The sequence below is a fragment of the Staphylococcus sp. ACRSN genome (genome assembly GCF_022346615.1).
Taxonomy (GTDB): domain Bacteria; phylum Bacillota; class Bacilli; order Staphylococcales; family Staphylococcaceae; genus Staphylococcus.
Genome location: NZ_JAKRNS010000001.1, coordinates 22,412 through 48,373 on the forward strand (window position 1 = coordinate 22,412; position 25,962 = coordinate 48,373).

A 25,962-nucleotide genomic window follows, 5' to 3' on the forward strand; every position below is an offset into this window, starting at 1 on the left:
CCTAGTTCCACTAGCTTTCACCCTTTTTTTCTTCCTTAGCCGTAATATAAAATGCATAATTAAAATAAGACCTACCAATTAATAAATCTGAACATATAATAATTATCATACTGCCCCAAATAAAATTATTTTCATCTTGAATCGCAGGGACCTTCAAGCTCAAATAAATTAAACTAGCAAATGATATTAGCTTTAATAGAATTCCAAGTAAATTGAATATAGTTCCCGAAAATTTAGAGGAAATGTCAAATTCACTTATTACAAAAATATGTAATCCTAACCACGATAACAACATTGAGCCCATTATCATTAACCAATAATCAAATACTTGAAAACCATAAGATGTAGCTCCAAATACATACACAGAGGCGAACGCCATAGGAATACTATATCCACATAACACATTTACAACTATGTACCTAATTACTACTAATTTATTTGTTTTAAAAGATTCTCTTTTATCTTGAATGTAATAAATTATATTGATTGCTACCCAAAAGATAAAAAATATGTAGATATATTGTGGCAATTTATTTGATAAATCGTTATAAAAAAATAGTATGGAACAAAATAATAAAGTTAAAGCATTGATAAATATTCCAAATGGAGTTATGTATGCTTTTTTGATATTTTTTACAAATTCATTATTCATTTTGATAATTTCTCCTTTGTCGTACCCATTTCCATCAATCATCATTTTCAAAAGTGATTTGGTATTATAAACAAACTTAATCCCACTATAAATCCACTCCATTATCTTTTGCATACATGTTAAAAAGTGCTAAATAGAAATATGATCTTCCTATTAATAAATGAACGCAAAATAGCATTATCATAGCCATCCAAATAATTTTATTCTCCTCTGATTCTCTTGACACAGTCATTGATAAATAAAATAACATAATAAATGAAAGAACTATTAAAATAATTCCGCAAAGTTTTTCTATTGCATTGTTTTTCTCACTAAATATACTAAATTCACCACAACAAAATAGAAATAGTCCACTTGCTGACATAATAATTAATCCTGCCAATACTAACCAATAGACAAATGCATCATCTCTAGAACCAGAAAAATAAAATACATAAGTACTACTAATCAAAAACGGAATATTGTAACCAGAAAATAAATTGACTAAAAAGTAACTAATTAGCTTTGGTTTGTAACTCTTATTGTTATAGTTACGCAATAGTTTCCCTTTTTCTTGTAAATAGAGTAATAACCACAATATTAATGAAATCACTATATAAGTTTTCATGTAGCTAGGTACTTGACCCTTTATACCTACTCTAAAGTATATAAATAAATAGAAATCAAATATTATAAAATTAACTAACGAAAAACCAATTAAATATGAGTTTCTAATATTTTCAATATATTTTCTTTATTCATCTTTTTACCTCTTAATTAAATACTGATTTAAACTTTGTTGTTGCAGTTTTCAAGAGTGAATAAATATTTCATTAGCTAAACATTTGGTGGTTTATGGATATCAAGTATCCTATAGTACTGCCACCTATCACCCTAAAACTGTTAACAAGATATTAAGTTATTTCCAATCATTCATTTATGTTTTTGATGGCTTTAGTGTTTTCTGTAGATTGTAATTAACCATTTAAATCATGGTCTCCCTATCTTTCTTGCCTGATATTTTATACATTCGCCTTGACTAGTTGCACTTACTACCACGTCTTGAATTTTTTTATCTTACTCAATCTATGTACTATGTTTATATAAAAAGAAAGCCCTTTGAATAGAATGACTTCATTTCAAAGAGGCTTGAACATGCTTTGTTAACTGATTATAGAAATTATATTTAATACGAACACTATAGCTGTAACCATAATGGCAATATTAAACAGTTTCGCTCCTTTTTTCTCATCATATTTCTTGTATTTCAGACTACAAATAATACTTCCTATGCCAAAAAGCGGTGTAATAATTGTTAATACGATAAAAATCCATGCCCATACTTTCAAAGTTTTACTATTGTTTTTCACAGTAAACTCTCCTTTATAATGTATTTATTTTTCATAGCCATTGTGCCTTTACTTTTCTAAATCAAGTTGATTATGTCTACAACTTACTAAGGTAACTAATGATAATCATACAAATTCAATTAAGAATTTCGTCATCAAATTTTCCTTTTACTTATTAATCGCTAAGAGGATTTGTAAAATGATTAGCCAAAATATAACGAATAGTGGACGAATCGCTATAAAAGCAAACTTCTTACGCTTAATCCATAAAACAATATCTATAAATATGTAAATAATAAATATTAGTAAAAACAACACCCACACGACTGGGTTACCTTCCATAAATTCTGAGCGCAATTCTGGCGTCGCTTTAATTGCCATCGTTATCATAAATATAAGTGATATAACCAGGGAAATAATGCCCTTATATTTAGAAGCTTCTAATGAAATTGTCAATCCTTCAACTTTTTCATACTGCTCTTCTGAAATAGTCTCTTTTGGCTTTTTTGTCAGTTTCTCAATTTTTAATTTAAGTGGTTTCGACCAAACCCCTTTTATTGCTATCCAAGCATATAGAACCACACCCATGTTTAAAACTAACATAGAATTTTGCATACTATTATAATCCTTATCTATGAAAAATAACGGTATTAAATACAAAATAAACGCAGCACTATACAAATATATTGGTAATACTTTCATTTTTTCTGCGTACATCACAGAAGTAAAGTGCACGACATAGTACATTCCGAACACTATAACTAATAATAAATAATCCATCATAACTCCTTTATTGTTCTAATACTTTCACTTTGATATCAATCCAATTCAAACCATCTACCTCATTGATAATATGATAGTATGGAGAAATTCTTTTCAATTTACTTATTTTTGAAAAAGTTTCTATTTCAGTTAAAACATTTTTCTCTTCACTTTCATAATCCTCACCTGATATACGACCATGTAGCATTTCCTCTATGTATAGATAACTTCTAAAACTAAGATTCTTCCTATGTATTAGTGGTTTATCAACAGGTAACATTAATTCAATATTCACCCTATTCTCTTTCATAACTTGAGTATAAACCATAATTAAAGGGCCAGATTTCACTAATTTTTCTTTACTAATTAACTTATAGAAATTTTTAACACAACTATCTAATTCATATATATTGAAATCCAAATATTCTTTATATACTACATTTCTAAACATCATATTTGAGTAACTCATTTCATTCATTCCATATCTACTCCATCCATATCAATTTCAGCATGAATTTCATAGACCTGACCACCAAAATAATCCACCATGACATGATAAAATGGCTTATCACTTAACGTTAGTTCTTTATCTAGAGCGTGTTGTTTAATATCTTCATACACTTGATCAAAGTCATCATCATCAAAACATTTATGCGAGATGGTTGGCAATAACTCTAAAAGTGGTTCATATTTAATATTTAATTCAGGAATGTCATCTATTTCATCATTTAATGCCATATAAGTGACAAAACTCATTTCATCCATTCCGGTCACTTCTCTTGTGAAAATAATAGGTCCTGTCGTATATATTTCATTAGAAATGAAGAATTTCTTTACGCGAATTAATTCATCTTTCCAATAGTCTGGATGTACAGAAAACTCCATTTTGGCAAGGGTGGGCATAATTAAAACATCTAATTCCATGGTCATTTACTCCTTTAATACCAAAATTTTGAAGTCTGCGTACTTTCTTACATATTCGAATGCTACTAACTGAATCCCTAGCAACACTAATATAGAGCCCGAAACTAAAAATTTTGAATCCGCAATATTAGGTACTAAAATATACTCTACAATTCTTTCAACATATAATAATGATCCTATCAATGTTAATCCAAGACCTAAAAGCGTTTTCACTTTGCCATTGACATATTGTTCTAGTTTAGGCATTTCAATGAACAATAATATTGTGCCAACTGTCCACAATGTAAAACAAATAAACATTGAAGTAGTAGATAATAACCAATAATGATATAAATCAATATTGTTTTGTATAGCCATAAAGTAAAATAAATTACAAAATGCAAATGCCGCATTATATGTGCTAACCACATTGATCACAGTCAAAAACTTTGCATAATTTTTTAATAATCTGTTGTTTTTATATTTACGCTTTTCAAAATTAAAAAATCGAATAAATTGTAATAAACTAATAATTATAATTAATAGTTCAATGACAGTGATTGATTTTAAATAAAATGGTATATTTCTATATTCCAATCCATTAAATAACGTTATTCCAGTAAACAGAATCATAAATAAGGCAAACAAACTTATTATTTGTGTTGCAGGTTTTCTTAATTCATCAATTTCATTATTTATATTCATCTTTAATCACTCCTTAAAATATGTTTCCTAAAGTTTTCCCAAAATCTATAAATGAACCTTTAGTAGCATTTACAGTTTGATTGGCTTTGTCCTTAGCAATATCTGTTACAGATTTTCCACCTTTGAAAACTTTTGCTTCTGTAGCTAAACCAATCCCAGCACCAATTAATAAACCAGCACCTGCCCCCAAAGGACCTCCAATGGAAGCACCTATGGCCGTACCTGTTCCTGTGCTTGCTGCTATTGCGCTCAAATCAACTGCGGAATCAACCACTTTCTTTTGTGTAGATTTTTTACTTCCGAAATTTAATCCAACCGCAGCTATGGCTGATAATGGCCCTAATCCTTTACCTAGAATTTTCAATGATTTCAAGCCCTTACCTAGCAAGTTTTTCCCTTTAAAATCTTCTAATTCTTTCAATGTAAAGTCTTTAATTTTTTTGGGGTTCTTTACTAAATCACGCATGTTTTCACTTATAACTTCATTGAAAGCTGCTTTACTAGAACTTTTTAGTACTGACTTTGGAGTAGCTTTTCCCATCACTTGTCTAATACTCTTTAACTCTTTATCATCAAAGTTTTGTGTCATTTTCAATGCATTTGAGAACTTGTCCGTAACTTTCATACCTTTGGGATTTTTCATTAGAAATTCTGCAGCTTTCATCATTTTTTTCCCTTTTATATTTTCAATGTTGGTATTTAATATACTATTCATGAACTTCATTTTTTTAGCACCTACAGCTTTTACTGCGTTTTGTTTCAATAATCTATTTCCTTTAGTAAGGTTACCGTCACCTGCTATTGCTGCAACTACCAGATAGCTCTTCATTTCCATTAAATTTTTTACATACTTTGCATATTTTTTGCCACCATATGCTGCATTTTCGTATTTTTCTAACTCTGACTTCATTTGTACAAATTGATTATTTTTCGAATGAAAAGTGTATTGTCTTTTGATATTTGCTGCGTTTTTAGATATTGTGGAACGATTGCTTGGCATATTTTTAACTTTCGATGTCATTGTAGCCACAGGTGAAATCATCGTTAATAATTCCAAATCATCTGAGGCATGACTGTTTTGAAAGTCCTCAAAATCTGATACAGTATTTTTAATGTGCTTTGTTAATTCTTTTCCTTTGTCTTTGACAGCACTATCTGAGACCGTTTTTGCCGATGTTAAATCATGGACGCCACCAATTGTGCTATTCATTCTTGTTTTTGTTTGCTCTATTTTTTCTACTGATTGGTCTATATCTTCTTTATAAGTTTCCAAAGCATCTTTATTCAAAATAGCACTATGATCATTATCTACATTATCATGAAAAGCCTTTACAGCACTTTTAAATTTTGTGTCAAATTCTTCTTTTATTTCATCCAAACGATTAATGGTTTCAATATGAAAACTTTGATTATAATTATTTATACTAGTTGCAGTTTTTCCTGTGAAATTGTCATCACTTTTCAGATTTTCAATATTAGTTTTCAAAGTAGTAGTCTGCGTTGATAATTTATTCAATGCCTTGGATACTGAATCGTATAAATCATGAACTTCAGCCATTTTCACTTTATTGCCCACTGTCTATGTCCTCCCAACTTTAATTACTAGCTAATTGCCTATTAATACTTTCAATACTGCTTGATAGCTCTGTTATATCTGATTCTACACCTTCAATTTTGGTTTCTAACTTTTGCAAGTCACTATCCATTTGTTCAATCGCATCATCATATTTGTTACCATAACATTTAACTGCTTCGTCTAAAGTATCTCTTTTATCATCTGCTTTATTTCTTGTATCTCCAGACCATTCATTATTTTCAATTTCTATACCACTGTATGTTTTATTTTCTGAATCAAAGTCTTCTTTTATTTCATTTGCACTTTTTATAGCTGCTTTTAGTCTCTTTTTATCTGTTTCTAATCCTGTTAACTCAGTTTCTTTTGCTCTTTTCTGTCCAATATATTCAGCGCGTCTTCTCTTAAGTTGAACTTTGTTAGACATTACCAATTCACCTCCAATTTAGTTTGCATTAACACTAGTGTTAGTATTTTCACTAATTTGGTTTGCCATATCGTTATCATTATTTTCAAAATCATCTACTGCTGTTTGCATGGCTTTAGCATCTTGCGTAATAATTGAACTATAGTTAGCTACTGCAGAATTTAACGTTTCTATTGCTCCAGCAAAATCAGTAAAGGGACTGATATCTGTACCTGATAATGCATTGCTAACTGAACTTAATTTGACGTTAGCACCAGAATTTGAAATTTCACTGATTTTACCTGAGGTACTACCTGTTTCAACTTTAACTTCCCCCATCATTATCACTCCTATTCAATTAGTTTGATTTTCTGACTTTCATTATTATTAAAGTAGTGCATTTCGTAAGGTTTTAGCATAGGCTCTTTATTTGTTGATTTCGATGGTGTAAAGTCTTGATCATAGAGTCTCGATACAATAACTGCTTGATTAACAATCTCTCTAGTTAGCTTTGTTTCTCTATCATATGTACCAATAATATCGTTATACATACTTCCTATAATTGTATAAACGTTAACTTTTGGACCCTCAGATAGTATGTTTTTAATATTTTTTTCTGTAATTCCCGTCATACCAACAAATGCTTTCAAATTATTAATGAACACAATTTTAATGTCTTGTACTGATTTTTCTCCATCTAGTCTTTTTTGAATTTCTACATCAAAGCCTTGCTTTATAAATTTAAGTTCTTCTTGAGTACTATAATACGATGAGACATCGTTGGCTTTTTTCTTCATGTTTCCTTCAGGATCAATTAAAATGATTGTCGATTTATTTTTTAATGATTCAAATGTTTTAAAAATTCTATTATTTACTATTTCTAAGTCTTTAGGAACTCTCGCAGTGATAATACTAGGAACCTTCAAATCCAAACTCACTAGTTCTACTTCTTCAAAGTCTAAGCCTAATGGTATTTGATGATTTTCAAGGATTACTTTCTCTAAATCGTAACGTGCACTTAAATCTTCCAAAAGCACTTTCTCTGGCATCATTGGAATACGCGGTGGATAATCGCCTACGTAATACTCATTCATTTGTGCTATTTCATCTTTGATTCTGCTGTTGTATGTTTGATCCTCACTTACTTCAAATGGTTGAGCAATTTGTACCTGAGTAAAGTTGTCATCATTTATTGCAGCACGACCTTTTATATCTTTGACGCCTTTTTTATATGAACCTATAATATTCGTGAGTTCACTATTTTCAAATAGGTAAAGTGCGATACGTGTCTTTATGTTTGTAAATATCGCAGATTTAATTGCATTAGAACGTGAACCTGTCAAAATAATATATACGCCTAACGCCAAGCCTTCTCGCGTTACTTTTGCCATCATTTCTTCATAATTTTCAACAAATGGTGATTCTTTAACCGTGTCGTAATTATCAATAATGATAAAGACGTTTGGCACGTTTGTTTGTGTTGCTTTATTATATTGTTCAATATTAATTACACGTTCTTGACTCAACATTTTCTTACGCTCTGCAATCAATTGAGTTACTCGTTTAATTGCTTTTTCAATTTTTTCTTCTTGATCCACTGTGAAATAATCGGCTACATGTGGTATATCCGATACAGGCATCAAGCCATTAGTACCAAAGTCAAATAAGTACATATGTGCTTGATTGGGTCTATAATGACGTGCAATATCAAATATTATATTGTGTAAGAAATTGGTACGACCATAACCTGGACTTCCTATTAATGCGATGTGACCTGCTTGTTTTAATTTAAGTTTCAGTGGTCCTTGGTATTGTTCTTCAGGAACATCTTTCAGACCTAGTGTGAGTTCAACTTCTGGTGGCTGTGTTGACCACAATTTTTTGAAATCTGTTTCAATCAAATCCGTCTGGTAAACCGCTTCAGGTAATGGGGGTAACCAAGGACGCTTTACATTTTCAACGGCTAGACGTTCAGTAACCTGCTCAATATGATCAATCACTGCCTCTAGCTCTGTTTGTGACGCCTCTTGTTCATCATTGACTAGCCCACTTAAATCTTTATTAATTGCTTGTAATTGACCAAAGTCATTAATCATGTATATTGTTTTGTCTTCGACTTCTAAAGCATCACCCATGACATCATACGCTGCCCCACTCCAAGCAGATTGAAATAATTCATAGATTTCATTGTTACCTACTTGTAAATAAGCACGACCAGGTAATGTAATATCAGCAGCATCTGGTGTTTTTAAAATTTCGTTACTATCTTGTTTATCCTGTACTTTTAATGCCAATTTAAATTTAGAATTGGACCATATTTGATCATCTACAACACCCGATGGTTTTTGTGTTGCTAAGATTAAATGAATGCCTAATGAACGACCGATACGCGCTGTTGATACAAGTTCTTTCATAAAATCAGGTTGCTCAGATTTTAATTCGGCAAACTCATCCGAGATAATAAATAAGTGAGGCATGGGTTCTGTAGCTAAACCTTCTTTAAATAATTTATGATACTGGTTAATGTGATTCACATCATGTTGACCAAACAACCGTTGACGTTTACGTAATTCTGCTTTAATGGAAGTAAGCGCACGCATCGCTTCATCGCCGTCTAAATTAGTAATCGTACCTACGAGGTGCTTTAAATCTTTAAAAAGATTCGCCATACCGCCACCTTTATAGTCAATCAATAAGAATGCCACTTCATGTGGATGGAAATTAACAGCTAATGATAAAATATAAGATTGAATAATTTCTGATTTACCAGAACCTGTCGTACCCGCAATCAAACCATGTGGTCCATGCGCTTTTTCATGTAAATTTAGCGATAAAATATCATCTTTACCACGTACACCTAGTGGCACTGCCATCGTTTTAAATGTTTCATTTTGTTGCCAACGGTGCGCAATGTTAAGCTCTTTTACTTCGTTAACGTTATACATTTGTAAAAAAGTAACGCTATTAGGAATTGCATTTTTCATATGTTCAATATGATTTAAATTGGCCAAGCGTCTAGCTATGTATGCTTTATCTATGTCCCCTGGAGCTTCAGGTGTGAATTGCAATTGCATTAATTCTGCTTCTTTCATCACGAGTTCGCCTTCTGTACGTGATTTAATATCAATAATTGTTTCCACATGTTCAGGCAAGCTCTCGATGACATCTTCAACAAAGATAAGCGAAATCCCATATTCTGATAAATCTTGATTAACATATTCTAAGATAACGTGATCGATAATAAGTGACATATCAGTAATTACGAAAATGAGATGTGGTGTAAACATAATTTTTTCATTACTTTTACTACGCTCCCGCACTGTTTGAATACGTTCTTTAATCATGCTATATACAGATGTAAGTATCTGATCTCGTGTACGTTGATTGTAGACAAACCCTCTGATATTTTGTGCTTGCAATGTCATATGTGGTAACCATCTGGCCCAATTAAATGTATCTCGCTCATCTTCACGCATAACAAGTAAAAATTCAATATCGTGATAACTATGAAAAGTTGATAATTGCAAAATCATTTTTTCTAACTCTTCAATTATCAAGTGGCGCACACCAATATATGCAATAGGACCATGTGTTAAATCATTAACTAAAGGAGCTTGTTCTACATCTTGGTAGAATTCATAAAGTTCCTTAGCATCATCAAACAGTTCATCTCTTCGTGGAATAAACTCATCTTCGTTATAATCTATTTCGAAAGATTTTTTAATATTTGTTATGCCTAACTTATAATGCAAGAAGTCATGATGATGTGATGTTTTTTCATAAATCCGTGGCGCTCTCGTTTCTACAATATCTTTGATTTCAGGTAACAAGGGATAATGAAAATTCAGACTAAATCGTTGTGCCTTAATAGCATTATTAATTTCTGTTGTCTTATCTCTTAAATATAGTTGATAGTCTTTTTCACGCTTGTCCACTTCTTCTTTATATTTCTTTTTCTCTGTAAAGTAAGTAGTGATACCAAAAATAATTGTAACTATACTCATACCTATCATCATCAAAATGTATACACCAATAGGTCTTACTAAAAAGATGACTACTGTTAAAGCAATCATTACGAGCGGTGGAATGATTGCACGCCAAATCATAGTGTTATTTTTTTGAATAGGCTGTGGTGGTTTTTCTATTTTAATTTTATCAGTTGGCTCTCGGTGGATAATTCTAGGTGAACGATGGTAATCATTATAATCCTCTAATTGTGCATTCGGGTCATTTCTAATTAAGCGAATTAATTGTGAACTCATCTCTTTATGTGAACAAATAACAATGCCTTCAGCTTGAACTTCCGTCCAAATGCCTCCAACAACTAGGTGATCACCAATATATACTTTGTTTACCTTCTCTTTTTGTAACTCATAATTCACATATACATCTATACTGCTATCATGCACTAATTGAATAAATTGATTATGTTTTATGTCATTAATATGTTTAAACATTAATACACTTGATAACTCTGTTACTTCTATATCTTCAAATGCATGCGGTCCAATCGTCATAACACTTTGATTAGATGGATATGCATAAGATGACGTTTCGTCTTCGGAATATATCATGAGTGTGACGTCACCTTGTGCTGTCTTTCGTACCATAGATTGAAATATCGTTGAATGGTTTGCTTGCCACATTCCCGCTTCATTTTGTTCTAAATGAATAGCTTCTTCCAAATTTTTAATATACATATCTGCACTAGCATGATTGCTTATTGTATATGTCTTGTTGTTTCTCAGATTTAGCATTTTTACTTGTTCCTGGTACTTTATAATCAATTTATGCATTGTTTCTCAGTCCCATACTAATTATTGCGTTCTGCCTTTTGTCTTTTTTCTTTATCTTTTTGTTCTTGCTCTTTTTGTTTCTTCTCATTTTCTTCTTGCTGTTTTAACTTTTTATCTTTTTTCTGATCTTCTTGTTCTTGCTTCTTAGCCTTTTCATCTTTAACCTCATTTTCTCTATCTAAAATATCTTGCAGTTTATCGTTATATTTTTTGGTTGCTTCTGATCTTTTATCATTTGATAGATCTGGATTATTTTTAATATCACTTAACTTGTTAATCAACGCTAATTTCATAATATCGTTGTCATCTAAATAAGTAGCAATATTTAACGCTTCATCTAGATGACCTTGCCCTAATTCAACCCAATACAACAAGTAATCTTTATTTGAATTCGGCGTAATATTATTTAATAAATTTTCTTTTTTCTCTTTTTCCAAACCTTGCTTATTTGTTTGTATGTAACTCGTTGCATATATGTATAAAGCTTCTTTATCTAAATGCTTACCATTTAAATCTTTATACTTATTTAACACCTGTGTATAGTCTGCTTTTACGTATGCTTGATAACCCTTTTCAACTTGGTCGTTCATTTTCATTACAGAGAAATACATATATGCCAATAGCGCTAATAAACCAATAGCTACCACTCCCACGGAGATAGCTATCCATTTAAAAACGGTATATCTAGTCTTTCTTACGTAGGCAAAATTTTGTGTATAATCTTTTTGTTGTTTATCGTATTGTTCATTCAACAATACCGTTAACTGTTGTAATGTATTTGCTTCTATAATTTTCTTTTCGAATGGCGTACCTTTATGTAACGCTAAATTACCTTCTACTAAAGCTTCAAAAGATGTTTTTTGATTAAATGCAGTAATCACTAATGCTTTATACCGTGTCAAAAACTCTTCTTCTGATAGAGCTAATGGAGCAACTACATTTTTCAGCCCTCGTGTTTTGACTAAAGGAAGTCCATCTTTTGTAAAATAAAGCTCATCAGCACTTAAATTAAATGTATAACGCGTATTACTAATATCTTGTAATTTTGAAATATTTAAGAGATATCTTAATTTTTCATTTTTAGCAAAATTTTTTATGTTATCGAAGGGGATTGTATGTTCCGAAATTTGATAGTGAATTTGATAACTATCCTTTAATTCTGTCACATCAGCATCCATAAAATATTGACTGTTCTGTTCCAGTAGGTACATTAAGTGATGATGTTCTGCCTTAATAGATGCTTTAGATATTTCCCTCATATCTACTCTTTGTTTTTGTATATTAGCTGTATCTACAACCTCTTCTAACGGTTCAAGTTCATTTTGTGCTTTAGACTTATTATCAGCCATTTTCATTTCTCCTTATAATAATTTCAAAATATCACCATCAGCAATTTGGAAATCAATTAATCTATCATTTTCTACTAATAATTGCTGCTTGGTTATGACTTTTATTTGAATTTTCAAATCGTAAATATCAATATCTAAGCTATCCATTACTAAAGGTAATAATGTCTTCAAAGGCATGTATATTGGCACAGCTAAATCGTATGTCCCGAAATTGTAATTGGAAAAATCAAACGTTACTTTTTTATGCTGATTCATTTATGTCTTCGTCTCCCTCTGCTAATTGAAAAAATCACAAATCCAATGGTTAAAAAAGCTCCTATACCTAACAAAATATATGGGATGATATTTTGTTGCTGCTTATTTTGTATATAAGGCCTTTTATCACTTTCAGAACCATTTTGAGGTTCTTTTGTCGATGAAAAAAGTCTGTTTTTTGTTTGATCCAAACGAGTCGATTGACCCGTTTGATCATGAAACAGTTCTTTTTTAATCTTTTTATCTTTTGCTTGTTGCTTATCTTTAATGCTGTCATTTACTGCCTTGCTATCATTATCAAATAAAGTTGTATCATATTGATCCAAATCTTTATTGATAGTTTCTTTTTCTTCTTTTTGAACATCAATATCAAGGCTACCTTGCTGATTATCCGCAGTTAATAATGTCAATGTTAATAATCCTTCCATTAACATTAGATTAGCCTCTCTCTTTTAAAGTGCTTGATGCACATGTTCATGATAAAACTAACGATAGTCAACAGTATTAATATGACTAAGGCAATGCCAACTGGATGCTCTGCATTTAGATAATTAAATATCATCGTATCTATATAAGATAACGGTGAAAACTTATTCAAACCACTACTATTGCCAGAGGGATTTAAATAGTTCATAGCTACGAAATATATGGCTAACACAGTAATCATGATAAACATACCTATTGATTTTAATTGTCTTAACAAATAAGTATTAATCAATACAAACACCATCATAGTAATAATAATCATAAACATAAATCTCATTTTATAACCTGACAGTATCGCATATCTGTTCATTGCAATGATACCTATAACTACACCTTCTAATAGGCCTACTGTTGTGATAAATGTTGAAGTAATCATGTTATTCCACAAATTATTGTACTTGTTGAATTCTTGTTTCACTATGTTTAATGAACCTTTTGCTCGTTCATAACTATAAAATACATAACCTGTCATCATAGCAATTAAATACATCAGCAATACTAGAATTGTTGAAGACATCGTATCTTTTTCACTATTATTCGCCATGACATTTTCCAAATTCTTTTTCTGTATTGGGTTACTCATAAATGCTTTTAATACCTCATTTTGACGATCTCCATCTTTAGAGTTTTTCAATACATTTTCAAAATCTTTAGCAAACAATTGATTATCTTCTTCATTTTTTGCCATTTCTTTATTTAAATCATTAGCTCTTGTGCCTAACGCTCTTCCACTTGCATGTAACTTACCTACATTGTCATCTAATTGATTCAATTGTCCACTTATGGAATCCGCTATTGATTTAGATTGTTGACTATCTGACAATAGTTGCGTACTTCTCTCTGAGAGTTTACTCACGTCACTGTCTAAGTGCGTAGATAATGTGGTGAATTCTTCACCCTTATGTTTATCGATTTCAGGTTCTGCTGGGTTTTCATTAAGCGCCTTTTCAGTTTGACTCAACTGCCCAATTAACGTATTAATATCTTTTTTATTCTTACTTATTTGATCCTTATTATCGAGCAAATCATCAATCATTTTATCTGATGAATCATTTAAATCATCAATTTCTTTTATCAATGATGATTTATCAGATTTGAAATTTTCCATATCTTTAACAACTTGATTTACCATCATATCTGCAATATCTTCATTATTAATTTTTGGACTCTCCATTTTTACGTCCATATCTTTATAAATACTGTATTGCGATTTAAACCTATCTAAAGACCGTAATTGTTGTTGGATCTCAGCTCTGATTAATTGACCTTCCAAATTATGATTGATAGATAAATCAACGACATTAGCACTTTGGTCATCAGATAGATCTGTTGGTTGTTCATTATTTGAACCCGTCTCTCTTTTATCTGCTTGTCCGAACAATAGTTGCAGTTTCATTGTTTTATCTGAAAGAAAATCCTCTTGTTTTTTAGGGTTTTCTTTTAATTTAGCTACACCCTTGATTTCCACATTATACGAACGGTTCGTTGTATCTAATTCAATATCGTTATTTTCTATATCATATTTTTTGTCATTAACCGTTACAGTGCCTTCAAAATCAAAGTTAGGATCTGTCGCAATAGTCAATTGATTAATATCTTTACTTTTAAGTGTTTCTTTTCGATCAAAGTTAACGCCTTGTTTAATCAATTTACTAGTATCATCAGCTTTCAATTCACCATTATAATTATCTTGGCGTATATACTCATTTGGATGCGCTTTTTTAAAATCATTTCTGAACGTCTGTACGTCATTCAATATATTTTGGTATTTTTCAACAGAGTCAGACGGTAAACCCGCGTTCGCCAAATCTTGATTAGACATATTCAAAATATAAAATTCATCTTCTTCTGTCCCATCATTTATAATCGTATTTCGCAAATTATTGACCATTGTATCTTTTACTTTTTGCTTTTCAGTATTAGATGCTTCTAATGCTTCTTTCAACTCTTTATTATTGTCTAATTGTGTTTTCATAGATTCTGTTAGCTTTTGTCTATAATCATTCACCATCTTATCAGTAAATGGCGACTTTTCCTCTTTTATATTTGCTTTAATAGAATCCATATTTTCATTAAACGCCTTTTTATATGCTTCTTTAGAACGCTTTTCAGCTGCCGACTGTTGATTCAATTGCTTATCTACTTGTTTCAATTGAGTTATGTAGTCATTAATTTCTATATTCTCTTTTTGGTTTTTATAATCTTCTAATGTCTGTTCCATAGCAGACATATTTTGTTCGAAAAATGTATTTTGGTTTTGAACAATGTTAGATGCAGAGTTATTACTGTCAACACTAAACAAATCAGAGTTCGAGCTCAATAATGAGTTATTATAATTCTGAGTCATTTTTGTAATATCAGTATTTGCTCCTAATGAATTAACAAGGGTATCAGTAAATAACGATGGAAAATCATTCAATGGATCTAATAAATAATTGGAAAATCTATTATTTACATTTTTTTCACGTTTCATAATATCCCCGACATTTTCTTGTGCATTATGTAAATTATCAATAATACTTGTTAAATAGATTTGAATTAAGTTCTTATTAAAATCATTTAAGACATTACCTACTACTTCTTCAGTTTCTTTTGCGACACTTTCTTTTTGACCTACTGCTGTTTTATATTGTATGGACATTTTAGATGGTGTTTTTTCATCCAATTGCATAGCTAATTTTGAAAAATCTTTAGGTATTACCAACATCACTTGATATGTTCCTTGCTTCAATCCATTTTCAGCAATGCTTCTTGAGACTGTTTCAAATTTATATTTATCTTGATTAGACAACCTTTCGATAAAGGGCTCACCTAAATTTATTTTCTTTCCATTATAGGTTGTTTGTTGATCTTCGTTCACAATTGCTATATGTATATTTTTATTAGTATTAGTTTCATTTTTAGCGTCACTTTCAATTTGATCTCTTTTGCTTTGTTGGCTAATCATCAGGATTCCAACAGTTGTTATTACGACAATTAATATTATGGTTAATGTATAAATCCAGTTTTTCTTTTTCATACGTTGTCCCTTTCAAATCTTTTTACAATAATTCAATTAAAGCCACATTGTGACATGTGGCTTAGTTATTCCAATGCTTACTGCAAACCAAAATTATTTGATAATTGTTGGTCTTGTTCTTGTACGGCATCTGCAGTACTGTTTAACTGTTGTTTGATTTCTTCTAATAATTGAGCAAATTTATCTACTTTAGGACTTAATTGTTGGAACTGCTCCTCAAAACGGCTGAACGCTTGTCCTTCCCAGTTAGCAGCAATTTCACCTTGTGCACGTGTTAAATCTGATAGGATTTGGTGAATCTGTTCTGCACCATTGCCATATGATTGAGACTTTGCTCTTATTTCTTCCGGACTCATTTTAATCATTGCCATAATATAAACCTCCTGAAATTTAATACTCAAACTTCTTTTAAAAGTGCATATTTTCAAAAAATAATTTTTTTAAAAATTTGTACTTCCTTCATAATAATAACTAAATATATACTATATGTATATATGTTGTTTAATTTATTCACTAAGATTTTAAATATAACAAATTTAAATTACATATTTATTTATTGAATATCTTTGTGTATAATCAAACATAATTATAATAAGAAAGGGTTTAACGGGATTCATTATGAGAAAATCAATTACCAAAGGGTTGGCACTGCTCGTTATCTTAGGCAACCTCAATGTCTTAGCTACTCCTAATATAAAAGCACAAACTTATTCGACAATTGAGGAGGCAAAAAAAGACCATCCAGAAGCTCAATTTAATACTAAGCGATCAGATGGAACGTTCACATATTCTTATGATGAAACTAATAATTCAAATAACACTTCATCCCCAAAACCTAATCAAGCTGAGCAAAACTCATCAATAAATAGGAATGGACAACAATCAAATAATAGTAATAATAGTGCATATAAGGAAAACGCTACATCCAACTCAAAAATACCAAATAGTGTTGAAAATAATGACACCCATTTATCACAAGAATCAAATAACTCACACAATACGCAGGAAAGTCCTTCTAATGAAAATGGTATACAACCGGAGTCTCCAGCACTAAATACACCTTCTTCTGAAGATAATAAAAAGCATTCAAGAGACTTAAGTAAAGCATATAAGAAAGACGAACATGGTATGGTTACATATATTGACACTGATGCATTATATGATGAATTACAATTGGAAACTTTCAATGATAAGGCGCAAACGGTTGACGGTAAGCCTCTTGCACTGGGAAATGGTAAAATTATTGATAAACCAGCATATACAAGTAAGAATAATTTGTATACTTCTGGACAATGTACTTGGTATGTATTTGATAAACGCGCAAAAGATGGGGAAACAATTAGTACATTTTGGGGAGATGCACGAAATTGGGCTGGACAAGCTTCGGCTTCGGGGTTCAAAGTTGATCACAAACCAGAGGTAGGTTCAATATTACAAACAGTTAATGGTCCATATGGTCACGTAGCTTATGTAGAACGCGTTAATTTAGACGGCAGCATTTTTATCTCTGAAATGAACTGGATTGCACCTTACATCACATCAACACGTACCATCTCATCTTCTGAAGTAAGTTCATATAATTTTATTCACTAAATTGAAAAGCACGTGCCAATCAGCTTCATAAAAAAGAATAGCTGATGCTCTCATTTAGGATGATTGAGTAGTGTATTATGCCCTGTTATTAGTAGGTACAGCAATCTCAAAGAGGAGGCTCAATACAATTTCAGGGTTTCATTAAATAGTATAATGATATGCCTCAAATTAATTGATTTTCGACAAATCGTTACATTAGAAGTTTTTCGAAATAATGATATCGTGGGTAGAAATGCTACAAATAAAGTAGTTAACAAAATCATACTTAAAACAGAACAAGAAAACATTTCACCTAGTTCCTACACAATGTTATAATATGTCGTTTCTAATCTATAATATTTTTCAACTCTTTGCTTATCTTTTCTAATTCAGATATTGCACTGTCGACCCAATCACCTTTTGCTGATTTTTTAAACCCACTTCTAAATGCATCACAGTGACTGATAATTTGTTCGATAAGCATTTCTTCTTCGTTTTTCATTTTGTTTTCATGATCATGATGTCTCTTGCTATGTTCTGGTGCTATAACATTGGTAATTCTTCGTTTTTCCGTTATTTTTTTCAGTCCACTTGTAACTAATAAATCGTGTGAACCTAAGTTTGTCATTAGCATACCTAATCTTCATCTCCTATTTTTTCGATTTGTTTTACATATGCTCTTTTTAATTCATCTTTATAATTTTCTAATTTCAGCTCATTTTGTCTAATTTGCTGATTTCCTTCATGCTCATATTCTTCTAAATTTCTTAGCATTCTACCACTTGCTTCATTACTGTAGCCCATTTTTTCTTTTAAATGTAGGAACAGTGCATAACTCTGTTCATTTTCTCTTCGTATTTGATGCCTTAATTCAGTTAATTTTTGAAATTCTTTAGCTACTTGCTTTTTTTCAGTAATATATATATCTTCAAGTTCGTTAAGATTTTGATAATTGGCAAACATCATGCTAAATCACCTATTTGACTTGCTAATGATTGATCTTTAGCAACAATTTCATTGATACTCGTCTTAATTTTCAAAACATAAGTATTAAATTGTAATGATACATTTGTGAGTTGTGTTAACTTATGAGAGATTTTACTAAGTGGCATCGTTACTAATTTATTTTCATTAACACTTCCTGCATCCAGGGCGTCTAGGACTTCTCCATTAGAAAGATGTTTTCCCATAGCGCTTCCAGACTCCTGGGCGTCTTCCCAATTTTTTTCAAACAATTTTTCCATATTATCATACATTTTTCGTAATTGTTGCGTCTCTTCTTCTACCATTTGACTTAAACTTTCCGCTATTGAGAGCGCCGTTAAATGTTCTAATAACTTTTGTTGCGAAGACGATAGCGCACCACCATTTGCTTGTACCATATTTGCTTTCACTGTATTAATTTGTTGTAATTTATTTGACGCTTGCTTTTTCGCAGTAGCAAAGGATTTATTGTTTGCATCTTGATATCCCTTTAGCTTTTCTAATGCTTCCTTTATTTCTTTTTGCTCACGTTTTCCTAAAAATCCGAGCATCGCATGTCCTTTACCATTTTTGATGACTATTTCATTTCCTGCCGATACATACTGGGTATGTTTTATGTTGCCATTTAATTCATCTTTGTCAGAAACAATTCTTAATATGTTGCCATCATAGTTTTTTATAAACAACTCTATATACTCATCTTGTTTCTCATCATAACTAATAGATAATAAACCTTTGATAACTCGAAAATCCTTTACTGTTAATGGCGCTGGATTATAAACAACTACATTATCGATATCATTACTAGCACCTATGATCATCGCATCTCGACCACCTAGAGAGTGACCTGTAATTGTATCAATATCATAGTCTTTTTTTATATCTTTTATAAATTGCTGTGTATTGTTAAAATGCGCATCTTTGTCCGTAACTGTATGTAAACCAATATTTGCATCCGCACCTAAATCTTGTATTGTTGCTAGTGCATCTCTCGCATCTTGTTTATCCATATCAAAATTGAATGGGTTAAGCGTACTTTTTAATTGCTCCATATGTACATTGGTCCCTGTCATACCAACTATAACTTTTCCTGTATCTTTATTTAAAAAAGCCGTAGATGTCGTACCTGTAATAGAATCGGTATAACTATCAACATATTCAAGATTTTTGGGAAAACTTCTATCAAACTTTAATTGATTAACTTGTTTTTTTATTCTATTTATATTTAATGAATTAAGATTTGCATTCTCTATTTGATAACTAATCGACGACACTGCACTTGTTTCTTCAGTACTATTAGATAAATCATCTGCTTTTATTTGGTATTCTTTTTGATTCATATTTAAGCACCCTCACTAGGTTTAAAATTCATACTATTAGAAAAGTAAACATTTTCATCTTGGTTTTCGACAAATATAAATTCAAGATCTTTATAACCTATCGAAGATCCTTTTAAATCTCCTGTTCCTTTTAAACGTAATTTTGGTGCTTTCTTAGTTGGAATATCATATCTATCACGTAGCTGTTTAACATTATAATCACTGTTACTTAAATTATATTCCGCTGAATAGCTTGGTACATTCGGATTATATGATATATCTCCATTTTTATAATTATCTAAGTCTTTAAAATTTGCATATTGTGCAAAAAATTTAAAATTCTCTATTTCTTTTTTTAAACTTTCACTTTTAATTTGTTTCGTTGGTATAAATTTATTATTCTCCAGCTTTATTGGATATTTTTTTTCAGTATCATGAGCACTACCCTTATTAGTTATTTCACTTATAACAAAGTAACCAGTGCTCGTCCTAGTGTTTCTATCCATATATATAACCATACCTCTTGATTTCAAGCTATTTCCTTTTTGTTGTATAACCATTTCAGATCTGACTATCCATGTCCCTTTATCATTTTCATCAAACTCTTCATCTCGATATCCTTCTTTATCATAGAGATCTTCAAGATTTTTGATAGGATACATACTTAATGTTTTCTCGAAGCTTTTCTTAATTTGGGCTTCTTTGCTACCTTCTTTATTCATCATGCCACAACCCCCTATAAAAATTGTTAAAATTATAAAACTTACACACAATCCTATTTTTTTTGATTTTTTCATATTTTCACATCTCTCTGCTTATCATAAATTTTATATGTGCCTATTATATATAAATTTCGATTCATTTTACTTATCACTTTTTCATACTATCAAAATAAATATATTTAATCTATTTAAAATTTAAATAATTTTAATATTTATGAATTATAATTATAAAAACCTGATTATTAACTGATAAGCAGAAAATTTAAATGATGGTTATCTTTTATAATATTTGGCACACTTCTTGCATGTTGCTAAGTGTATGGGCAAATATTAGGAGGTACACTTATGAAAATCGGAATCATTAAAGAAATTAAGAACAACGAGAACAGAGTGCGTTTATCGCCAAGTGGTGTACATTAGCAAAACAAGGACACAGTGTCTTTGTTGAGACTGAGATCTTTTCAGGGTCATATTTAGTTCAATTTAGACACATTTGCAATTGTCGTTGGTGTCATTTGGTTTGGTATTGGCATAATATATTTAATAATTACTACACGTTGTTTTACCAAAGAGCCAGTACATATACCATTTGAAGAATTAGAAAATTAGAACGAAAATGCAAGCACACTTGAAGTTACGAAATGGACGAAATTTAAAAAAACACTTTTTGCTTGAACTGAACTCAAGTTGCGAGAATAAGATAAAAACACTGCGTTGAATTCATTTTATATGAGTTCAACGCAGTGTTTGTTCTATGAAATAAATAACTTATTGTTATCATTTTATAATAAAATGCTAGCTAATATAGGAGCAACAACTACAACAATAACACCTACAATGACTAGTGAAATAGATGCCATGGATGCTTCAGTTTCACCAAATTCCTGTGCAGATGAAACACCTAATGAATGACCACTCGTGCCAAGTGCCAAACCACGTGCAATCGGGTTGGTTATATTAAATAGTTTAATTAATTTAGAGCCTAAAGCATATATAATAACACCATTTAAAATAACTGCTAGTGATGTTAATTCTTTGATACCACCGATATCTGCTGATACGGGTAATGCAATGGCAGTTGTTGCACCTTGAGGTAACATAGACGCTACAACACCATTAGAAAATTGGAATGCTTCTGCGATAAGAGAAATACAAACAAGTGCAGCAGTTGTACCGAAAGTGATACCACCTATGATTTGTTTCCAATATTTTTTTAAGACCTCACGACGTTTATATAAAGGTATAGCAAAACATATTGTTGCTGGTTCTAAGAAGAAATTGATGATATCTCCACCAATTTTATAATTTGCATAGTCAATACCTGTTAATTTTAAAAATACGATGCCGACCACCATAGTGAAAAATAATGGTGTGAATAAGAAAAAGCCTTTTGTTTTTTTAAATAAATAAGTTGCAATGATAAATGGTATTAGAGATAGAAGCATACCAAAATAAGGTGTGTTGATCGCTAAATGTTCAATCATAATTTATCCTCCACCAATTTTTTATGTTTTGATTTTTTCGGAATAAAGGATTTTGTAATAATCATCTGAGATAAAAATCCTGTACATAACAACAAGAGTAATATATCAACAACATACCTCCACCTTGATGGAAAAGGGTTTTTGTATGTGTCCTTTCTATTAAAGTACTGATTAAAAAAACGCACTAAATCTGAACCTGTTTTATACTCATAAATGCTATTTTCATCGTCCCCGTTAAATACATTTGCAATTGTTTTAAGCATCTCTTCAGTTATCATAGTTATATCACCTCTAATTAATTATATCCTATAATATTCAAAGGTTTATATTTGATAGCTCTATTAAACCTATTTCTATCTTGATCATTAAAGTCACGACCTTTTAACCACCTTAACCTTAGCTCACTTCTTAATAAATTATAATATGAAAAAAGCGAGTCTTTCCTATATCTATTTTCATTTATAGAGTCTAAATACGGTATTCGATTTTCGTCCTCTAATACACATTGAGAAATCTCTTCTTCTAAAATAGCTTCATTTACCCACTTTTCTATTTCATTCATAGTCGCATTTATTACATAATTAACATCTAATACAAATAACTTAATGTCTTTATACTTACTTATATTATCAATACTTGCTCTCAATATTTTTAATCTAATCCATGGAAATTCAACATTCGATAATTCCATACCTACTTCTCCTAATATTGTTTCCAACTTCTGATTACTAATATCTTTCGCTAATTTTTTCAATTCGTGAGTAAGTCGCAATAATTCATTATAAAGTACAAATGAAAAATCAAGTTCTAGATAAAGTAACGAACGTAAACAATCAAAATCAGAATCGTAGCAATCTATTTCATCCATAAAATATTTATATAAATCCAATAAATCATTGTAAGGAATTAATTTATTCTCTAATTTCATTTGCTTGGAATTTTTATTTATTTTTTCAATTAATTGTTCATTTTTGGCATTAATTCTTTTATAAGTTGTATTCAATTTTTCAATGTCTAGTTTTTCAATTAAAAATCCATTTGTTAAGTTTTTATCATTTAATTTTATAGCAAAAATAGTTTGTAATGCACTTGGGTTTAGTATTTTTTCTTCTTCCCAATTATCTTTAGGCTTCAATTTCACACGTAATATATTATGGATATTCGCTGTTTTGTAATGTCTATGTAGCGTTTCTTTATCTTGAATTGCTATTTCTGCATCAAATATTAAATAATCAAAAAATTCAGTAATACTTGGATAAATATCTAATGAATCAATTTCTCTCTTCCTAATCATTAGGTGTAATGCAACTTCAAGTTCAATGACATCCTTTAAATCATTAAATAAATTCTCCACCCATTCCTTCATAAAATCACCCTAACACTTTAAAGTAATAAAAAGTAACCTTTTTATTCTAATCCTTAATCATTATAACTCATGCGATACTATATTTAGAAAATTAATTGTGCGCACCTTTGGTTTTCAAATAAAAATTGGAGGTAGTTTTAGATGAATAAGAAAACTGAGCAACAAAATAAAATTAATAATTGTATGTATGCTATGGCATTCAAGCAATCGGTGGGAAGTACGTTCACTTATAGTGAGCTAAGAGAGAAATCTGGTATGGTCTGTAGCACTAACGACCAACGTGAAGTTGGACGTCGTTTTGCTTACTGGATTAAGCATACGCCAGGACTTCCATTTAAGATTGTAGGTAAAAAGAATGGTAGTTTGTTGTATAAAAAAACTGGTCCTAATCCAATGCGTCACAAAAGTAACTGGAAAGGTGGTAACAACTAATGACTAACAACATATTCAAGCAATATCCATATTTTTTAAATTCAAATGGCTTTTATGAAGTGATTCCACCTAAAAGTAACAATGATGTAGAAAAAATTATTCAATTGTCTAGTCCCATCATTATTGAAAATAAATTTCTCGACCCGTCTACAGGGGTTGAGAAGTTGATTATTACAGATGGAAAAAATATTGAACGTATTGAAGCATCAGATATCTTAACATCTTTCAAGCTACCTGGATTGATTAAGTACGGCTTCAACATCAATGAACGGTACATTAAATCATTAAGCTATGCGTTACAATCGATGCGCCAGTCACTTCCATTATCTAAATTATATACCGGCGTAGGTGTATTACAGTCTGATGATGAAGGTATGGTCATTTCATTGGATAAACCATACTTTTCAAAAGAAATAGAGCAATCTCAAGCTAATGAAATCATTTGTGAAACACACTATGATTTACAACCAAAAGGTACTTTCAAAGGCTGGTGGGAGATGTACTTAAAACAAGTTAAAGGGAACTTACTACTAGAACTTGCAGTAGTATTTGCTGCTTCTTCATTAGTTACAGCTTTCCTAAAAACAAGACATGAGGTCGAGTTTGCGGGAACCATCTTCTCATTTATGGGAAATTCAAGCACAGGTAAATCGACTGCAGCCGCTTTAGCTGTTTCAATAGCCGGCAATCCTACTAAAGGTAGCAATACACTTTTTAGGTCTTGGAATGGTACTAGAAACGCGCTTGAAGGATATTTAAGTAGCAATTATGGTTTGCCTATCGTATTGGACGAATTATCGGCTGCAACCTTCAAAGACACTACTGGGTTGTTGTACAGTCTGGCAGAAGGACAAGGCCGACAACGATCTAATATAGATGGTAATGTCAAAGCACTCAAAAATTGGGGGACCTCAGTGATAAGTACGGCAGAACACAGTGTTTTAAATAATAGTGCACGTAATGATGGATTAAATGTTCGTACCATTGAAATATCAGAAGCTTTTACGACGAGTGCTGACAATGCAGATGCAATTAAAAGGGCTACATCGGTCAATTATGGCCATATCATGCCATTAGTAGCTGAATATCTTTTAAAACGTGAAGACGAAGTAATTAAATGGTTTCATACGGAACATGATTGGTTCAAAAAACAACTAAAAAATGAAACGAGTAATACTGGTATTCGTATGTTCAAACGCTATGCAGTGATTGCGACATCTGCTCGGATATTCGAACGTGTTATTGCAGTGCCTATTGATATAGATGCAGTAAGAGAATACTTGGTTAGTTATCACTTGGAGTCAGTTTCAGAACGCTCACTAGCAGAGAAATCTATCGAGGTCATTGTTCAGTTTGTAGCGCAAAACCGGGGGAAATTCTCTGAGGATGCCAAGCTATCAAGAATGATTGAGAATTATGGACTTATTGAACTCAAAGAAGACCACATACAAGTTAAAATCCTGAAAAATGTATTTAAAAATATGTTGAATGAAAATCAATTCCAAGATGTAAATATTGTAATTGATGCTTTACGAGACAAAGGTTATATCCATTCTGATCGGAACCGTAAAACAACAAAACGTAGCGTTCCAGATTCTAATGGTAAAAAGAAGACTATTGTCTTTTACCATCTTAAGCTAGATATGACTTATGCTTCAATGTTTGGTTTGAGTTCTAAAACAGAACCTAGTATACCACCACCATTCGTTGATAATACAAATAAAAATTTGCTTAATGACTTTGTTAATCAAGCCAGAGAAAAAGAAGCAAGTGACGATTTAGAACTATAAATTTGAATGTTATACCGCTACAACGCTATAAACGCGTTGTAGCTCATTAAATCAATCGG

At 31.0% G+C, this 25,962-nt stretch carries 26 protein-coding genes and 1 pseudogene; 4 read left to right on the forward strand and 23 right to left on the reverse strand.

All coding sequences use genetic code 11. The features are described from left to right. Positions 1 to 10 precede the first annotated feature (10 nt). The 16 genes from MHZ36_RS00135 to esxA form a co-directional block, all read right to left on the reverse strand. A complete protein-coding gene (locus tag MHZ36_RS00135) occupies positions 11 to 652 on the reverse strand; it encodes a DUF5079 family protein (protein ID WP_107591364.1) in 642 nt (213 codons plus the stop codon). A gap of 85 nt (positions 653 to 737) precedes the next feature. Next, positions 738 to 1,376: a DUF5079 family protein gene (locus MHZ36_RS00140; RefSeq protein WP_343237191.1), complete on the reverse strand. Its 639-nt coding sequence runs from the start codon at positions 1,374 to 1,376 to the stop codon at positions 738 to 740. A gap of 418 nt (positions 1,377 to 1,794) precedes the next feature. Further along, positions 1,795 to 2,001 (reverse strand): hypothetical protein, encoded by a 207-nt coding sequence (locus MHZ36_RS00145; protein WP_107643790.1) that lies wholly within the window; start codon positions 1,999 to 2,001, stop codon positions 1,795 to 1,797. Between the two features lie 147 nt (positions 2,002 to 2,148). Next, the gene (locus tag MHZ36_RS00150; RefSeq protein WP_107377048.1) at positions 2,149 to 2,760 is read right to left on the reverse strand and encodes a DUF5080 family protein; all 612 of its coding nucleotides are present in this window, start codon (positions 2,758 to 2,760) and stop codon (positions 2,149 to 2,151) included. 10 nt (positions 2,761 to 2,770) lie between these two features. Further along, positions 2,771 to 3,220, reverse strand: a complete 450-nt coding sequence (locus tag MHZ36_RS00155; RefSeq protein ID WP_107373618.1) for a DUF5085 family protein — start codon at positions 3,218 to 3,220, stop codon at positions 2,771 to 2,773. Beyond that, entirely contained in the window at positions 3,217 to 3,666 is a 450-nt protein-coding gene (locus MHZ36_RS00160) for a DUF5085 family protein (protein ID WP_107366014.1), read from the reverse strand. The genes MHZ36_RS00155 and MHZ36_RS00160 overlap by 4 nt, the downstream gene beginning before the upstream one ends. Positions 3,667 to 3,672: 6 nt before the next feature. Continuing rightward, complete coding sequence (locus MHZ36_RS00165; RefSeq protein ID WP_107377047.1) at positions 3,673 to 4,350, reverse strand: DUF5079 family protein; 678 nt, start codon at positions 4,348 to 4,350, stop codon at positions 3,673 to 3,675. A gap of 13 nt (positions 4,351 to 4,363) precedes the next feature. Next, positions 4,364 to 5,926, reverse strand: a complete 1,563-nt coding sequence (locus tag MHZ36_RS00170) for a T7SS effector LXG polymorphic toxin (protein ID WP_239228871.1) — start codon at positions 5,924 to 5,926, stop codon at positions 4,364 to 4,366. 19 nt (positions 5,927 to 5,945) lie between these two features. Then, positions 5,946 to 6,350 (reverse strand): YwqH-like family protein, encoded by a 405-nt coding sequence (locus MHZ36_RS00175; RefSeq protein ID WP_239228872.1) that lies wholly within the window; start codon positions 6,348 to 6,350, stop codon positions 5,946 to 5,948. An 18-nt stretch (positions 6,351 to 6,368) separates the two neighbouring features. Next, positions 6,369 to 6,668, reverse strand: coding sequence for a TIGR04197 family type VII secretion effector (locus MHZ36_RS00180; protein WP_239228873.1), 300 nt, complete (start codon positions 6,666 to 6,668; stop codon positions 6,369 to 6,371). A gap of 11 nt (positions 6,669 to 6,679) precedes the next feature. Then, the gene (gene essC / locus MHZ36_RS00185) at positions 6,680 to 11,125 is read right to left on the reverse strand and encodes a type VII secretion protein EssC (RefSeq protein ID WP_239228874.1); all 4,446 of its coding nucleotides are present in this window, start codon (positions 11,123 to 11,125) and stop codon (positions 6,680 to 6,682) included. Between the two features lie 17 nt (positions 11,126 to 11,142). After that, positions 11,143 to 12,474, reverse strand: a complete 1,332-nt coding sequence (gene essB, locus MHZ36_RS00190) for a type VII secretion protein EssB (protein ID WP_239228875.1) — start codon at positions 12,472 to 12,474, stop codon at positions 11,143 to 11,145. 12 nt (positions 12,475 to 12,486) lie between these two features. Next, positions 12,487 to 12,729: an EsaB/YukD family protein gene (locus tag MHZ36_RS00195; RefSeq protein WP_239228876.1), complete on the reverse strand. Its 243-nt coding sequence runs from the start codon at positions 12,727 to 12,729 to the stop codon at positions 12,487 to 12,489. Beyond that, positions 12,726 to 13,163, reverse strand: a complete 438-nt coding sequence (gene essA, locus MHZ36_RS00200; RefSeq protein WP_239228878.1) for a type VII secretion protein EssA — start codon at positions 13,161 to 13,163, stop codon at positions 12,726 to 12,728. Before essA ends, MHZ36_RS00195 begins: the two co-directional genes overlap by 4 nt. Next, entirely contained in the window at positions 13,163 to 16,234 is a 3,072-nt protein-coding gene (esaA, locus tag MHZ36_RS00205; RefSeq protein WP_239228879.1) for a type VII secretion protein EsaA, read from the reverse strand. The genes essA and esaA overlap by 1 nt, the downstream gene beginning before the upstream one ends. 77 nt (positions 16,235 to 16,311) lie before the next feature. Then, a complete protein-coding gene (gene esxA, locus MHZ36_RS00210) occupies positions 16,312 to 16,605 on the reverse strand; it encodes a WXG100 family type VII secretion effector EsxA (RefSeq protein WP_099091422.1) in 294 nt (97 codons plus the stop codon). A gap of 247 nt (positions 16,606 to 16,852) precedes the next feature. On the opposite strand from esxA, the gene MHZ36_RS00215 reads away from it, so the two are divergent. After that, a complete protein-coding gene (locus tag MHZ36_RS00215; RefSeq protein ID WP_107373631.1) occupies positions 16,853 to 17,827 on the forward strand; it encodes a CHAP domain-containing protein in 975 nt (324 codons plus the stop codon). Between the two features lie 325 nt (positions 17,828 to 18,152). Here the strand turns inward: MHZ36_RS00215 and MHZ36_RS00220 are convergent, their stop codons facing one another. The 4 genes from MHZ36_RS00220 to MHZ36_RS00235 are packed head-to-tail and all read right to left on the reverse strand — an operon-like array spanning position 18,153 to position 20,906. Further along, positions 18,153 to 18,440 (reverse strand): hypothetical protein, encoded by a 288-nt coding sequence (locus MHZ36_RS00220; RefSeq protein WP_415837252.1) that lies wholly within the window; start codon positions 18,438 to 18,440, stop codon positions 18,153 to 18,155. A 2-nt stretch (positions 18,441 to 18,442) separates the two neighbouring features. Beyond that, entirely contained in the window at positions 18,443 to 18,769 is a 327-nt protein-coding gene (locus MHZ36_RS00225; protein ID WP_239229208.1) for a hypothetical protein, read from the reverse strand. Next, positions 18,769 to 20,130, reverse strand: coding sequence for a hypothetical protein (locus MHZ36_RS00230; RefSeq protein WP_239228880.1), 1,362 nt, complete (start codon positions 20,128 to 20,130; stop codon positions 18,769 to 18,771). Before MHZ36_RS00230 ends, MHZ36_RS00225 begins: the two co-directional genes overlap by 1 nt. Positions 20,131 to 20,132: 2 nt before the next feature. Further along, a complete protein-coding gene (locus tag MHZ36_RS00235; RefSeq protein ID WP_107377046.1) occupies positions 20,133 to 20,906 on the reverse strand; it encodes a tandem-type lipoprotein in 774 nt (257 codons plus the stop codon). 270 nt (positions 20,907 to 21,176) lie between these two features. On the opposite strand from MHZ36_RS00235, the pseudogene MHZ36_RS00240 reads away from it, so the two are divergent. Next, a pseudogene (locus MHZ36_RS00240) lies at positions 21,177 to 21,304 on the forward strand (alanine dehydrogenase); the annotation flags it as partial. Between the two features lie 309 nt (positions 21,305 to 21,613). Here the strand turns inward: MHZ36_RS00240 and lrgB are convergent. From lrgB to MHZ36_RS00255, 3 genes are read right to left on the reverse strand one after another with little or no spacing between them, the layout of a single operon-like run. Beyond that, positions 21,614 to 22,315 carry an antiholin-like protein LrgB gene (lrgB, locus tag MHZ36_RS00245; RefSeq protein ID WP_103388335.1) on the reverse strand — a complete coding sequence of 234 codons (702 nt, stop codon included), beginning with the start codon at positions 22,313 to 22,315 and terminating at the stop codon, positions 21,614 to 21,616. Further along, positions 22,312 to 22,593 (reverse strand): hypothetical protein, encoded by a 282-nt coding sequence (locus tag MHZ36_RS00250; RefSeq protein WP_239228881.1) that lies wholly within the window; start codon positions 22,591 to 22,593, stop codon positions 22,312 to 22,314. The genes lrgB and MHZ36_RS00250 overlap by 4 nt, the downstream gene beginning before the upstream one ends. 17 nt (positions 22,594 to 22,610) lie before the next feature. Next, the gene (locus tag MHZ36_RS00255) at positions 22,611 to 23,681 is read right to left on the reverse strand and encodes a hypothetical protein (protein ID WP_107377045.1); all 1,071 of its coding nucleotides are present in this window, start codon (positions 23,679 to 23,681) and stop codon (positions 22,611 to 22,613) included. Positions 23,682 to 23,822: 141 nt separating this feature from the next. Here MHZ36_RS00255 and ssb point away from each other — a divergent pair, with 141 nt between their 5' ends. Together ssb and cch1 are read left to right on the forward strand one after the other, a co-directional pair. Then, positions 23,823 to 24,113: a cassette chromosome ssDNA-binding protein gene (gene ssb, locus MHZ36_RS00260; RefSeq protein ID WP_107377044.1), complete on the forward strand. Its 291-nt coding sequence runs from the start codon at positions 23,823 to 23,825 to the stop codon at positions 24,111 to 24,113. After that, on the forward strand, positions 24,113 to 25,903 hold the full coding sequence (gene cch1 / locus MHZ36_RS00265) for a cassette chromosome replicative helicase (RefSeq protein ID WP_239228882.1): 1,791 nt from the start codon (positions 24,113 to 24,115) through the stop codon (positions 25,901 to 25,903). The genes ssb and cch1 overlap by 1 nt, the downstream gene beginning before the upstream one ends. The last annotated feature ends 59 nt before the right edge of the window (positions 25,904 to 25,962 follow it).